The organism is Prosthecobacter sp., assembly GCF_044222345.1.
In the GTDB taxonomy this organism is placed as follows: domain Bacteria; phylum Verrucomicrobiota; class Verrucomicrobiia; order Verrucomicrobiales; family Verrucomicrobiaceae; genus Prosthecobacter.
Genome location: NZ_JBGANL010000032.1, coordinates 1 through 13,427, shown reverse-complemented (window position 1 = coordinate 13,427; position 13,427 = coordinate 1). Strand labels below are relative to the sequence as shown.

Below are 13,427 nucleotides of genomic sequence, written 5' to 3'. Positions count from 1 at the left end.
TGGACTACGACTGTGAAATCTGCTGCCGGCCGCTGCGCATCTTTTTCTCAGAAGACGACGGTGAAATCTTGGGCATGGCCTACGGTTTGGGAGAGAACGGGCCTTATGGGTAATTCCCATCATGACAGGGCCTTGCATTCTGGTAGTCCCAAGTTTCTTCTTTCTTATGCCTCTATTGCGCGTTTTCGCATAGATTGCATTTGGATGTTTGCAAAAACAGAAGTTGTCGTTAATCTCGAAAAATCCCGCTGCCAGGAGTCTGGTGGATGGGAAGCTTAACAAATAGGTTAACACCCACACACATGAAAATCGCTATCCTTACCCTTATTGCGGCTTCCGCCGTGCTCTCCGCTTGCCAGCAGCCTGCTCCTCCGCCGCCGCCACCACCAATGCACAGCGGCAAGTAAGCAGTCAGCCGCCTAGTGCGGCTGGTTTGTGAAACTTACGTGTGATCATTTAATGATCCGTCTTGCCACTCTTCTTTCGCTGTTTCCGTGATGCTTCATGCATCCTGTTCCAGCTAAGACGGCATGTGCGAAGTGCGACGCTAAAGCGAAGGCCGACTGCAAAGACGGTCACAAGCTCGAATCTGACAGAAAACTGTCACATTGCGCCGCCGTTCCCCACCCAACCGGGGGACGGCGGCTTTTTTTTCACCCTTCCAGTGCCAAATTCTGGATGCTGGACTCCCCTTTTATACTTCATTGATGGACTGCCATGTCAGACTGCCTGCTCGCCCTAGAATCCTCCTGCGATGAGACTGCTGCGGCCATCTGTACCCTGGAAGGTGAGCTGATCGCCGGCAGGATCGCCTCGCAGATCGAAATTCACCGCCAGTATGGCGGAGTCGTGCCGGAGGTGGCCTCGCGCAATCACATCCTCCACGTGCGTCCTCTGGTTCAGCAGGTCCTGGCTGACGCCGGAAAAACGCTCGGCGACATGTCAGCTTTTGCAGCCACCAGCGGTCCGGGATTGGTGAGTTCGTTGCTCATTGGTACTTCGATGGCCAAGGCGCTCGCCATCTCTGAAAACAAGCCCTTCCTGGCCGTGAACCACATGGAGGGCCACCTGCTCTCCCCCTTTATGAATGGCAACGGCCCGGTGCGTGCCAGTGTGGCGCTCATCGTCAGCGGCGGTCACACGATGCTGGTGCGCGTGCGTGGCGTGGGCCGCTACGAGCTGCTGGGACGCACGCGTGACGACGCCGCAGGCGAAGCCTTCGACAAGGTGGCGAAGATGATCGGCCTCCCCTACCCCGGCGGACCTGAGATCGACAAGCTGGCCACTCGTGGCGATCCCACCGCCTTCGCCTTTCCACGGAGCTTTCTGGATGGCCGCAGCCTGGAGTTCAGTTTCAGCGGCTTGAAGACCGCCGTGCTGTATGAACTGCCCCGAGTCGACCTGAAGAGCGAACAGGTGCTGGCCGATCTCAGCGCCAGTGTGCAGGCGGCTATTATTGAGGTGCTGGTCGAAAAACTGGTGCTCGCGGCCAAGCAATGCGGAGAGACACTCGTCACGGTGAGCGGCGGGGTCAGTTGCAATCGTGGCCTGCGCTCGGCGCTTGCCGCACGTTGCGCCAAAGCAGGCCTGCAATTGCTGCTCGCCCCGCCGGATCTTTGCACGGACAATGCCGGCATGATTGCATTCGCTGCTGCGCAACGTTTCAATATTGGCCATACCTCGCCACTGGAGGCGGATGTGGATCCCAATCTCTCCCTTGTCAGTTAACCCCCTCTTATCATGCGCCCGTTTCTTGTACTCTTCTGCGCATTCACCAGTCTTCACGCCGGTGACTGGCCGCAGTTTCTCGGCCCTCAGCGCAACTGCACCGCCACTGACGAAACCGCGATCATCGGCAGCACGGAACCCGAGATCGTGTGGAAGCGTATGCTGGGAAGCGGCCATGCCGGAGCAGTGGTTTTCGACAACTGCGTGATCATGACCCACCGTCAGGGTGGCGAAATCATCACCGAGGCGCTTGCAGCCGCCGACGGCAAATCCCTCTGGAAACACGCCTGCCCTACGACCTACCGCGACAGCTTTGGCTTCGACAACGGCCCCCGTGCCGTGCCGTGCATCGCAGCGGGCAAGGTCATCACTCATGGCCCGGAAGGCATGGTCCAGACACTCGATTTCAAGACAGGCGCGCTCGTCTGGAGTTATGACAACGTGGCCGAGCTCGAATCCCCGCAAGGGTACTTTGGCCGCGCCTGCTCCCCCCTTGTTACAGATGGCAAGGTGCTGCTCAATGTGGGGGGCAAGAACGCGAAGGGCGGTGCGGGCATCATCGCGCTGGATCTTGCCACGGGAAAACTCGTCTGGCAGGCCACAGAAGATGAAGCGAGTTATTCATCCCCCTTGCTGATTCCTGAAGATCAGGGAGTGAGCGCCTTTTTCACCCGCCGCGGCGTCCTTCTGGCGCAAACCAGCGACGGCAAGGTGCTGGCGGATGACTACTTCCGCGCCCAGATCGACGCCTCCGTCAATGCGGCGGTCCCTGTGCCCTGCGGGGATGGCAGACTGCTTTTCACCGCCGCGTATGATGTGGGCGCCGGCCTCTGGCAGTGGAACAAGGCTGACCGCAAACTGACCAACGTGTGGAAAAAAGCCGACACGCTCGACTGCCACTACACGACGCCAGTTTACCACGCCGGTTACGTTTATGGTCTGCACGGAAGGCAGGAAACTGGCATGACGCTGCGCTGCATCTCCGTGGCCGATGGCACGATCGCATGGGAAGCGCCGGATCGCCTCCAGGGCGGCACCCTGATTCTGGTGGGAGACAAAATTCTGCTGCACAGCGAGGCCGGCGAGCTGTGGATCTTCACCGCCAACCCGAAGAAATTCAATCTCCTGCAACGCAGCCAGATCACCAGGGCGGGACACCGCAGCCATGATGCGTTCTCCAATGGACTGCTCTTTGCGCGGGATGCTGAGAAGCTGGTGGTGGTGAAGGTGAAGTAGCCCCCTACTTTACGCCTCCCGCCTTCCCCAAAAACCCGCTGTCTGCCAGCCAGTCGCTCATGCGCTGGGTCCAGGTTTTAATGGAGGCCAGCTTGGAGCGGGTGCCCATGCCAAAGCCGTGTGCACCTTTGGCGTAGAGGTGCACTTCCACGGGGAGCTTGGCGTCTTCGTATTTCGCCAGTTGGTCCAGGATGGGCTTCACGTGGCTGGTATCATCATTCGCCACGAGGAAAAAGGCAGGCGGAGAGTCGGCAGGAATCGGGCCAGCAGGCACGCCGAGGGGGCCGGGATAAATGGAGATCTGGAAATCAGCGCGGCTGCTGGCGTGGTCGATGGGGTCGGCGGCGGCGGGGTCGCCCGCCGTGGGGCTGTACACCACCATGGCCACGACTTCGCCACCGGCGGAAAAGCCGAGGATGCCGATGCGCTTGGGGTCGAGGCTCCACTCGGCGGCACGACTGCGGATGACTCGCATGGCGCGCTGGCCGTCTTGACGCGGGTGGATGTCCAGCGAGTAGGGAGAGCCCTCTTCGCGCGGCAGGCGGTGCTTCAGTACAAAGCAGGTCACGCCCAGGTTGTTCAGCAGTTTCGCGGGCTCCACCCCTTCGCCGCCAAAACCGAGCTGCCGATGCCCGCCGCCGGGCACGATGAGCACCGCCGCGCCGTTTGCCTTGTCCTTCGGCGCAGGAAAGACGGTGATGGAGGGGTTGTTCACATGCGTGACGGACGTGCCCTTGATCACCTCCGGCTCATCCCGCAGTTTCTCAAATCCAGGCGCGCCTTTTTCCCACAAGTGAATCACGAGCGGCTCCTCCGCGCGGAGCGTGCAATGCAGGACAAGGGGCAGAAGGAAGGCGAGGTATTTCATCAAAGGCGCAGGTGAAGGTGAAGTAGGCGTTGGATTGGTCCACAGCCGCGTCTAGTCTGCGCATCATGGCTCAGATTGGCAAACGCAATTCCCTCACCGTTCTTCACAGCACACCGCACGGCATTTATCTCGATGGCGGCGATCACGGCGAAATTCTCCTCCCCAACCGTTACATCCCCAAGGGCACCAGCCTTGGCGAAACTCTGGACGTTTTCATCTACCGTGATTCTGAGGACCGCCTCGTGGCCACCACGGAGGTGCCGTTTGCCATGGTGGGCGAATTTGCCACGCTGGAAGTCGTGAGCGTGAACCGCAACATCGGTGCGTTTTTGAACTGGGGCCTGCTCAAGGATCTGCTCCTGCCGTTTCGTGAGCAGGCGGATCAGGTTTACGTCGGCGACAAAGTCGTGGCCTACATCATGCTGGATGAGAAAACGGACCGCATCATCGCCACCACACGCCTGAACCGGCATCTGAGCCGCGAACGCCCGCCGTTCAAACCAGGACAGCCCGTGCCACTGCTGATCACCGCCCGCACGCCGCTGGGCTACAATGCGATTGTCGCGGGGACGCACATCGGACTGCTCTACCACACCAACATCGGCGCCCCGCTTCAAGTCGGACAAAAGATCAACGGCTTCGTCAGCGCCGTTCACCCCAGCGGCAAGATTGACCTCAGCCTGGATGCCTCCGGCTACCAGCGCGTCGCATCACTGACGGACCGCATTCTTGAAGCGCTCAAGAACAACGGCGGAAAACTCGACTTTGACGACGACAGCCATCCCGAAGCCATTCGCAGCCACTTCGAAGCCAGCAAGAAGGCGTTCAAGCAGGCACTCGGCTCCCTCTACAAACAGCGCCGCATCCGCTTCACGAATCCGGGCATTGCAACCCTGGACGTTCGTGAAGCGAAAGACGGTGACTGGAAGCCTTCTGGCCCGGGGGCCCAATGATCAAGGCAGAGGGAAACGCTGGTTCATCTCGCTGACTTCCTTGCGGATTTGAGCCAGGGCGGCTTCGTCCTCACGGTTTGTCAGCGCACGGTCGATCCAGGCGGCGATCTGCTTCATCTCGGCCTCCTTCATGCCGCGCGTGGTGACGGCAGGGGTGCCGACACGAATGCCACCGCCAAGGGTGATCTTCTCGGTGTCGAAGGGAATACCGTTTTTGTTCACGGTGATTGCAGCCTTGTCGAGGGTCTCGCTGGCCACCTTGCCATTGAGGCCTTTCGGGCGGAGATCCACGAGCATGAGATGATTGTCCGTGCCACCGCTGACGATGCGATAGCCGAGCGCAGCGAGAGCAGCAGCAAGGGCCTGGGCGTTTTTGACGATCTGTGCCGTGTAATCCTTGAAGCCGGGCTTGAGGCATTCGCCGAAGCAGACGGCCTTGGCTGCGATGACGTGCATGAGGGGGCCGCCCTGCACACCCGGGAAGACCTGGCTCTGGATCTTCTTGAAGAGATCCTCACGATTGGTGAGGATCATGCCGCCACGCGGACCGCGCAGGCTCTTGTGCGTGGTGGTGGTGACGAAGTCGGCATACTCCATCGGGGAGGGATGCGACCCGCCGGCCACGAGACCGGCGATGTGGGCCATGTCCACAAAGAGGTAAGCGCCCACGCTCTTAGCGATCTCGCTCATCTTCTTGAAGTCGATGATACGCGGGTAAGCGCTGGCACCTGCGGTGATCATCTTCGGCTGCTCACGCTTCGCCACTTCGGCGAGCTCGTCGTAGTCAATGAGTTCGTTCTCCTGGTTCACCCCGTACTGGCAGAAATTGTAGAAACGGCCGGAGAAATTGGCCGGATTACCGTGGGTGAGGTGACCACCGTGGGCGAGATTCATGCCGAGCACCTTGTCACCGGGCTGCAGGACGCTGAAATAAACCGCAGCATTGGCCTGCGAGCCGGAGTGCGGCTGCACATTGGCAAATTTGGCGCCAAACAACTCGCACGCGCGGTCAATCGCAAGCTGCTCGACCTTGTCGACTTCCTCACAGCCGCCGTACCAGCGCTTGCCGGGATAGCCTTCGGCATACTTGTTCGTGAGGCAGCTGCCCTGAGCAGCCATAACCGCCTTGCTGGTGAAGTTCTCACTGGCGATGAGCTCGATATGGTCCTGCTGGCGATGCTGCTCGCCACGGATGATGTCGGCAACGGCGGGATCATTCGCCTCCAAAATATCGAGCGGGTGCGGCTGCGCGTTCATCTTGTCCACACGGCGGCCATGGCGGCCACCGGCAAAGGGGGTCTTCAGCCACGCATCCACGATCTCATTTGCGGTGGTCTCAGAGGTGTTTTTGCCGGAGAGGCAGAGCACGTTGGAGTTGTTGTGTTCACGAGTGATGGCAGCGGTCTGCGCATCGGCGACCAGTGAAGCCTGAATGCCCGCATGACGGTTCGCGGCGATGCACATGCCGATGCCCGTGGTGCACACCAAAATGCCCGCATCCGCCTCGCCGGAGAGCACCTTGCCAGCAACCACCTCCGCGTAGTCCGGGTAATCGACTGAATCATGCGAATTCACACCCAAATCCTCCACGCCATAACCAGCGGATTTCAGATGAGCGACGACGGCATTTTTCAATTCCACTCCGCCATGATCGGCGGCGATGGCGAGTTTATGAGGGAGGGTGCCGTTGGAGGTACTGGTCATTTTTTGCGTTGGGGGGGTGAGAGTCGAAGATGGGTGGGCGATGGCTGCTGTCATCCATCATTTTCCTTCCAGGTCTGATCAATGTAGGCGAGCAGGCTGGGCAGAATTATTTCCAGGTCGCGCAGCGTCTGTTCATACGCTGAACGGCCCTGTCCAAAGGGATCCGAAAGATCTCTGCCACGAAGGGCGTCTTCCGCGACAAATTCGGAAACAAGATAGACCTTGTCGGAGTGCGCGGGAAATTCATCCGCGATCGCCGCCATGTGGTGCGAGGACATGGCAAACACGTGCGTGGCCTGCTCCAAGATCTGCCGGTCGAGCATGCGGCTCTTAAAATTGTCCAGATCGATACCGCGCGCTTTGAGCAAAGCAGCCGAATGTTTGCTGGCAGGCATGCCGGGAGCCGCCGCGACACCAGCGCTGGAGACCTCGTAGTCGGCACGCTCCCTGACCATATCACGGAAAAGCGCCTCCGCCATGGGGCTGCGGCAAGTGTTGCCAGTGCAGACAAAAAGAACTTTTTTCAAGATGCTGAGCGGGGTTGATTCTATCCCGCCAGAACTGACGGGGGATGTCAGTGTGCCGCGCCCCCCCTCTTTTGTCAAAGGCGGAGCAGAATGTGCCCATAAGCATTTTCGTGGAATATCCCGCTTGCCAAAGGGGAGGCATATGGGCTTTGCTCCTGTTCGTCTTATTTCCAAGCGCTTAACCCCGGATGGCGGAACGATATAAAATATATGAAAAGCTCGGCATGGGCGGCGTTGGTGCCGTCTTCCGTGCTTATGACAGCCAGTTGAAGCGCTGGGTTGCCGTCAAACGACTGCTGACCGCCAATGAAGCAGACGTGGACAAAAACGTTGCTTCCGAACTGCGACGTGAGGCCGATGCACTCGCCTCCCTGCGCAATCCGAACATCGTCACGATCTTCGATGTGGCGAGCGATGACGAAGGGTTGTTCATCGTGATGGAGCTGCTCCAGGGCGAGGATCTGGCGGATGTCGTCGCACGCGGTCCGCTTCCTTACGATGATTTTAAAGAGCTGGCCTCGCAAACACTCGAGGGCCTGCTCGCAGCGCACCAGCACCACATCCTGCATCGGGACATCAAGCCTGAGAACATCAAGGTGGAGCGTCTTCCCGGCGGCCGCATGCAGGCGAAGATCATCGACTTCGGTCTGGCAAGAGCCGGCTTGCGCGCACGCAAGCAGACGGAGGACCAGGAAGGCACGGTGATGGGGTCCATCTACTACATGGCCCCCGAGCAGCTCACGCGTGAGCCCGTGGATGAACGCACCGATCTCTATTCCCTGGGCTGTGTTTTCTATGAGGCGCTCTCCGGTAGAAAGGCATTCGACGGCGCTTCCATGGCCGAGGTCATCGACAAGCACATCGACCATGTGCTGGTGCCGCTGCATGAAATTGCCCCGCATGTACCGCAGTGGCTGGGGGCCTGGTGCGCACGCCTCATGGCGCAGAAGCCTGATGATCGCCCAGCCAACGCCCAGCAGGCCATCGAGGAGTTTCGCGCCTGGGAAAAAATGCCCACAATGGTGACCTATGGTCCCTGGATGGGCATGTATGCGCCGCCGCCCGTGTATATGCCGCCCGGCATGCCTCCGGGAACAGGCACGGTGCCGCTGACGGGTTATTATCCCCCCCCCGAAGCTCAGCCCGTCTATGCCGAGCCTGTAGCCGTGGAAGTTATTCCTGAGGCGCAGCCTGTCGTTGAGCTCGCCGCACTCACGACACCACTGGCCCCTGCGCCGCGCAGGCCCGGAACCGGGCACACGACAGCGATGCAGCGTCCGCCATCTGCAGCCCGTTCTTCCGCCCCCTCAGCTTCGTTCATTCAGACAAACGCGAAACTGATCAAGCAAATCGCCATCATCGGTGGAGGCATCATCGTGCTGGGCATCGGCGGCTGCTTTTTCTTCGGTAAAAAGCCCGGCGCTTCATCCTCCAGCAACTCAGCGCTGTCAGCTATTGGCATCTCGTCCAATCCGCCCAAGGTCAGCTATCAGCTCCCGCAGGACCGCCCATTTCCTCCTGTGGACCGAGGCATCGCACTCTTTTATGTGGGCAACACCGCCAGCCTGACCAACCGTAAAGGCGCCGACGGCCAACCCGCCTTGGCCAACCCAAACGAGCCTGTCATCGAGTGGCATGACCTTTCTGAGAGGGGTGGCGACAACATTTTGCGTAGCTATCAGAAGAGCCCGGACTATGCGCCCAAGCGCGTCAACTGGCCGGAAGCCGCCAAGGGCGGCACGCCCAAGCCGGGACGGGTCGTACTCGATTTCCATTCTCACAATGGCAAGCCCTGCATCCTGGAGCTTGATGATACAGGCTCTGAAACGCAGAACATGCCCTTCGGCAGCAAGGATGCTGGCGTCCCCAACGATAAGGGGCTCACAGTCGTCATCGCGTTTCAGGCCGATGCGACCAAGCTCCCCACGCGGGTTTTCACCCTCGGCAATGATGATGGCACTACGGTGTCCCTGCTGGTGGATGAGAAAAAGAACCTCGTGACAGAAGTTAAAAATGCAGGTGGCAGCCCTGTGCTGACCTCGAAGGATGTGAACGGCACGCTGGCCTGCCTCGCTTTTGTGAGCTGGAATGCCAGCACCGGCCTCGTGGAACTCCGTGCACGAGATGCCGATGGCAAGGCCTTCACCTCTTCTGGCGGCAAGTCCACCGCGCCCTCCAAACCCCTCAACTGGCTGCTGATCGGACGTGGTCAGGACAGCAGCGGTGGAAGCGTCAGCCCCCAGGATCAATTCAGCGGATATCTGGCAGAACTCTTCGTTTATTCCATCATCTTGAAGCCCGACCAGAGCCAGCTCATCGACGGCCGTGTGCGTGATTGGTACTTCCTCACTCCGCCGCCGCCGCTCAACACCCGGCTGCGGACGAAGCTTCCAATGATCGAACCCCGCAGTGCCTGGAAGCTGAGCGCCAGCCTCAAGAAGGAAGACTGCGCCAAGGCCGTGGACAACAACACGGCCTCCCGCTGGGCCACCGGAGCCCCCATGAAAGGTGGCGAATGGTTCACCGTGGAACTTCCCACCGAGGAAAACATTGCCGGACTGGCCCTCGACAGCCAGGCCAGCAATCAGGACTACCCGCGCAAGTACAAAATCGAAGTGTCCTCCAATGGCACACAGTGGAATCCCACCGATGCCCAGGGAGACGGAAACGTTGTGACCGAGATCGTTTTCAAAACACCGCAGAAAGCACGTTTTGTACGCATCACTCAACTCGGGGCTGCCAGCAGTTACTGGGGCATTAACGAACTGGTTCTGTTCAAGAAGTAGCCCCCCCCTGAAGGGCGGCCCTCTCAGTTCATCACGGCACACAGGGCACCACGGATGAAGTGCGCTTGTTCATGACTCAGTCCAGCAGGTGCAGCCAGCGCAGCATGGACCATGCCGACGGCCGTTTCACACGGGATCACCGTGAGCACATTCCCAGATGCCAGCGGCTGGTGAATCACCGGAGGCGTTTCACAGGCGGACATCGCGTTCGCACGGATCGCCGCTCCGCAAGCCATCATGGTGGAAAGGGCCAGCCCGGCTTTGGCCTCACCTCCCCACAGCACCTCGCCATCATCACTCATCACCAGAAGCTGCTCTCCCCCGGTGTACAGCGTCTGCCGCGCCCAGTTGGCAAAGGCAGCCAGACGCACCTCGCGCGAGCCCTGAGGAATGTCAAAAGCGGCTGTCAGTGAAGAAACAGCGGTGGATTTTTCCGGCATTTCAACTGAGGCCTCTTCTTGGCAGACTTCCGCCTCCGCCGCATCATCACTTGCTTGATGAAGAGGGGCAAAGACCGTTATGCTTTCATGGGATGGCGCCTCCACCGGGGAAATTTCGCTCATCCGCGTGAGAATGCCCGCGTCAGTCGCACGCTGGCGAATCGCACGCAGCTTGTCACGGATTCGGCTCAGCGGCAGCGTGGCAGCAGGATTCGGAATTGATTGAACATGCCCGTCATCAGCCGTCTCATCTTCCGCCTCTGCCACAGGCTCTGGTTCGGCCGCAAATGTTTCAGCCACAATCACAGCGGGCGCAGGTTTCACGGGGGGCGCCAACCAGTCCGCGGCAAATCCCCAGGCCGCGTCTGCAATGCCCGACGAGGTTGCAGGAGTGGTGTCCATCTCAATGAAGCCGGGTGTTTCCTCCACGCATGCCTCCTGAGGTGCGATCTGCTCCACCAGCGCCTTGATCCGCTCGGCATCAATCCATGAGACTTGCATGGCCATGCTCCCTTTCACGTTCGTGGGTCAATCCTGTCCGCTGCTCCAGTTCGGCGGCGATCTGGTCAAAAATCAGCGCTTCGGGCGGCGGGTTGCGCTTGGTCAGCGCCACCGGCACCCCCAGGGCGCTCGCTTCGAGAAATGAAGGCAGGCGCGGAATGCTCTGCTGAAACATCAGGTTGGCCGGCAGCATGTCGCGCAGCTCACGCGCCACCTTCAGGCTCATTTCATTTTCGCGCATCACCATCGTCAGCAAAATGCCCGCCACACGTACCCCGGCACCTTCCGCACGGAAGCGCGCCAGTGTCTCCAGCAGATGAGGCACGCTGCGGATCGCCAGCGGCTCCGCCTGCTGGGGCAGCACCACAAAATCACAGGCCTTCACCACCGACTCCGTCGTGCTGCTCATCCCCGCCGCCGTGTCCATAAGAACGACGTCGACGCCCCGCAGCTCGGCGCCCCGCAGCAGATCAGCCAGCCGTGCCGGCACCTCATGCTCAGACCAGCCCTGTCGCGCGCAAGTGTCATACTGCCCGGCAGGTACAATCTCCAGTTCTGGGAGCCGCGTTGGCACCACCAGTCTGCTCAAATCCCCGCCACGAACGAGAAACTCATGAAATCCCTCACGCGCCTTCGTACTTTTCGCCAGCGACAGCCCCACGCCGCCCTGCGGATCCGTGTCAATCAGCAGCACACGCCAGCCACGCCGCGCCAGTGAGTAGGCGAGATTGATGCACAACGTGGTTTTACCCACGCCGCCCTTCTGGCTCGCTGTTGCAATCGCTATCACACGTCGATGCTAGGATGGGTTTGCCGAATGGCAAGGAAGTTGCGCAGCAGACCATTCAAGATTAAATCCAGCAGGTCTCCGCCGGCGGGGATCAGCCCCACCGCACACTCACATGAAACTGCCTTTTTTGTCTTGTTGTCTGGCGCTGTGCTTGACGAGCCTGTCTTGTGAACGCCGTGCCGAGCTCCAGCGTGAATTCACCGCACTCGACGCCAAATTCAAACAGGATGAGGCCGCCACCCGCCAGTACGAAAAAGACATCGCAGAACTCGGGGGCCGGGAGGGCCTGACACGCCTCCTCGAACAAATCCAGATCAAAGAGGATCAACTGCGTTCGCTGGAATTCGTCAACGCTCCCCGACAGCGCAAGCTGTCGGCCATTGAAGCCGGGTTCGCCAAGCTCAAGCCAGCCGCTGAGGCCTTCAAAGCCGCGCAACCCAAATAATACCCCGCAACACCGTGTTCGAATTTCGTTTCAGTTCCTTTCTCAAGGCCCTGCTTTTCCTCGCCTGCATCATCGGCGGCTGCGACTATCTTGCCAAATTCGACAAACTTAAGGCGGAGCTTGCTGAATTGAAATCCCAGGCCGACACAGCCCGGGAGACGGTGGATCTGCGCCGGCAGGAATGGACTGAAATCAAAACCGCCAAAGACAAGCTGGATCAGCTGGAGGCACGCATGACCGAAGTCCTCCGGCAGCGCGACCTTTTAGACACCAAAGAACGCAAACTGACCGGCGAGATCAAATACATGGCCGATTCCATGGCGGCAGCCGTGGAGAACACCCGCAAATCCGCCATCGGCACCGTGATCCCCGAACTCAGGCTTTCAGGACGTTCAGCCCTGCACAATGCCAAGATTTTCAAGATCAACGACGATTCGGTTTCTTTTCTGCACGAAGACGGGGTGGCCAATCTGCAGGCGAAAACCGATGACCTGCCGACGGAACTCGTGCAAAAGTATGACCTCGGACCGAAGTCCATTCATGGTGGGCTGCAGCATCTGATGAATGAACTGAGTCCGCCGATGCCCTCCAAATCAGCCCCCTCAGGCAAGAACCAGGGCTTGTAGAGCATCCTTGCCATTCCACGAGAATGTTTCTATGCGCCACTTTCCGCATGCAAACATTGTCTCTAAATGTATTTTTGATCAGAGAATTCGCTCGACCCCAGCAGCCCCCCAACATTACCTAATGTACCGCCCCCTAATTCTAACCGGTCTTGCAGCCATTGTTTTCGCAAGCTCCTGCGATAAAGTTGGCACGTTGAACAGTGAACGCGCTAAGGTCGAGGCGGAGATTCAAAGCATCACTCAAGAAATGCGCGCCATTGATGACAAATTCGAATCACTTCGGACTATCCCGGTTGCGAACGGAATGCCCCTGGAGAACCACCTTGAACAGGCGGTGAAAAAAAATGCGGAATTTGAGTCAATGCTGGCTGATCTCGGCAAAAAATGCGCCGAAGCCGAGGCTGCCCTAAGTGTCATTCGTCCTCGTTTGGACAACTACAAAGCCAAATACCTGTACTAAATTTAGTCTTTGATCATCATGTTTGAAGAAACAAAAGTCTGGGTCGCCCTTTTTCTTATCGGCATCATTATTTCGTTCAGTTATTTTATTCACTACGAAGACACCGTAAGCGAGGCCAAATTAATGCTGAAACAGAGTGAGTCCCAGCTGGCAAGCATGAAGGAAATGCTGCCTCTTAGAAAGAAGGCTTGGAGCGAAAAGGAGCGAGTTGTTAGCAAGATCAAGGCTGAGGCTGACAAAAACACGTCTCTCCTCAAAGCACAAGAAGCCTTGGACCAACGTTATCAGAAAGCTGATAGCGATTTCAAATATGCCCTCCAATCCATGAAAGAATCGGTGGAGAGAACTCGAAACAACGCGCCC

Annotated in this window: 13 protein-coding genes; 8 read left to right on the top strand and 5 right to left on the bottom strand. The window is 58.9% G+C overall.

Annotation, left to right across the window (positions count from 1 at the left end; all coding sequences use genetic code 11):
• The first annotated feature begins 717 nt into the window (after window positions 1–717).
• On the top strand, window positions 718–1,728 hold the full coding sequence (tsaD, locus tag ACILSL_RS16845) for a tRNA (adenosine(37)-N6)-threonylcarbamoyltransferase complex transferase subunit TsaD (protein ID WP_395733220.1): 1,011 nt from the start codon (window positions 718–720) through the stop codon (window positions 1,726–1,728).
• 12 nt (window positions 1,729–1,740) lie between these two features.
• A complete protein-coding gene (locus tag ACILSL_RS16840) occupies window positions 1,741–2,964 on the top strand; it encodes a PQQ-binding-like beta-propeller repeat protein (protein WP_395733219.1) in 1,224 nt (407 codons plus the stop codon).
• A 4-nt stretch (window positions 2,965–2,968) separates the two neighbouring features.
• Here the strand turns inward: ACILSL_RS16840 and ACILSL_RS16835 are convergent, their stop codons facing one another.
• The gene (locus tag ACILSL_RS16835; protein WP_395733218.1) at window positions 2,969–3,832 is read right to left on the bottom strand and encodes an alpha/beta hydrolase; all 864 of its coding nucleotides are present in this window, start codon (window positions 3,830–3,832) and stop codon (window positions 2,969–2,971) included.
• Window positions 3,833–3,897: 65 nt separating this feature from the next.
• Between ACILSL_RS16835 and ACILSL_RS16830 the strand changes: the two genes are divergently transcribed.
• Entirely contained in the window at window positions 3,898–4,785 is an 888-nt protein-coding gene (locus tag ACILSL_RS16830; protein WP_395733217.1) for a S1 RNA-binding domain-containing protein, read from the top strand.
• Here ACILSL_RS16830 and rpiB read toward each other — a convergent pair whose 3' ends face one another.
• Window positions 4,786–6,489 carry a ribose 5-phosphate isomerase B gene (rpiB, locus tag ACILSL_RS16825; protein WP_395733216.1) on the bottom strand — a complete coding sequence of 568 codons (1,704 nt, stop codon included), beginning with the start codon at window positions 6,487–6,489 and terminating at the stop codon, window positions 4,786–4,788.
• Between the two features lie 50 nt (window positions 6,490–6,539).
• Window positions 6,540–6,968 (bottom strand): hypothetical protein, encoded by a 429-nt coding sequence (locus tag ACILSL_RS16820; protein WP_395733215.1) that lies wholly within the window; start codon window positions 6,966–6,968, stop codon window positions 6,540–6,542.
• Window positions 6,969–7,204: 236 nt separating this feature from the next.
• On the opposite strand from ACILSL_RS16820, the gene ACILSL_RS16815 reads away from it, so the two are divergent.
• Complete coding sequence (locus ACILSL_RS16815) at window positions 7,205–9,802, top strand: protein kinase domain-containing protein (protein WP_395733214.1); 2,598 nt, start codon at window positions 7,205–7,207, stop codon at window positions 9,800–9,802.
• Between the two features lie 23 nt (window positions 9,803–9,825).
• Here ACILSL_RS16815 and ACILSL_RS16810 read toward each other — a convergent pair whose 3' ends face one another.
• Both ACILSL_RS16810 and ACILSL_RS16805 read right to left on the bottom strand, forming a co-directional pair.
• Entirely contained in the window at window positions 9,826–10,749 is a 924-nt protein-coding gene (locus ACILSL_RS16810) for a hypothetical protein (RefSeq protein WP_395733213.1), read from the bottom strand.
• Window positions 10,724–11,533, bottom strand: a complete 810-nt coding sequence (locus tag ACILSL_RS16805) for a ParA family protein (RefSeq protein ID WP_395733212.1) — start codon at window positions 11,531–11,533, stop codon at window positions 10,724–10,726. Before ACILSL_RS16805 ends, ACILSL_RS16810 begins: the two co-directional genes overlap by 26 nt.
• 112 nt (window positions 11,534–11,645) lie before the next feature.
• On the opposite strand from ACILSL_RS16805, the gene ACILSL_RS16800 reads away from it, so the two are divergent.
• The 4 genes from ACILSL_RS16800 to ACILSL_RS16785 form a co-directional block, all read left to right on the top strand.
• Window positions 11,646–11,978 (top strand): hypothetical protein, encoded by a 333-nt coding sequence (locus ACILSL_RS16800; RefSeq protein WP_395733211.1) that lies wholly within the window; start codon window positions 11,646–11,648, stop codon window positions 11,976–11,978.
• 14 nt (window positions 11,979–11,992) lie between these two features.
• The gene (locus ACILSL_RS16795) at window positions 11,993–12,604 is read left to right on the top strand and encodes a hypothetical protein (protein WP_395733210.1); all 612 of its coding nucleotides are present in this window, start codon (window positions 11,993–11,995) and stop codon (window positions 12,602–12,604) included.
• Window positions 12,605–12,725: 121 nt separating this feature from the next.
• Window positions 12,726–13,064 (top strand): hypothetical protein, encoded by a 339-nt coding sequence (locus tag ACILSL_RS16790; protein ID WP_395733209.1) that lies wholly within the window; start codon window positions 12,726–12,728, stop codon window positions 13,062–13,064.
• A gap of 18 nt (window positions 13,065–13,082) precedes the next feature.
• A partial coding sequence (locus ACILSL_RS16785; RefSeq protein WP_395733208.1) for a hypothetical protein occupies window positions 13,083–13,427 on the top strand: 345 nt, incomplete at its 3' end.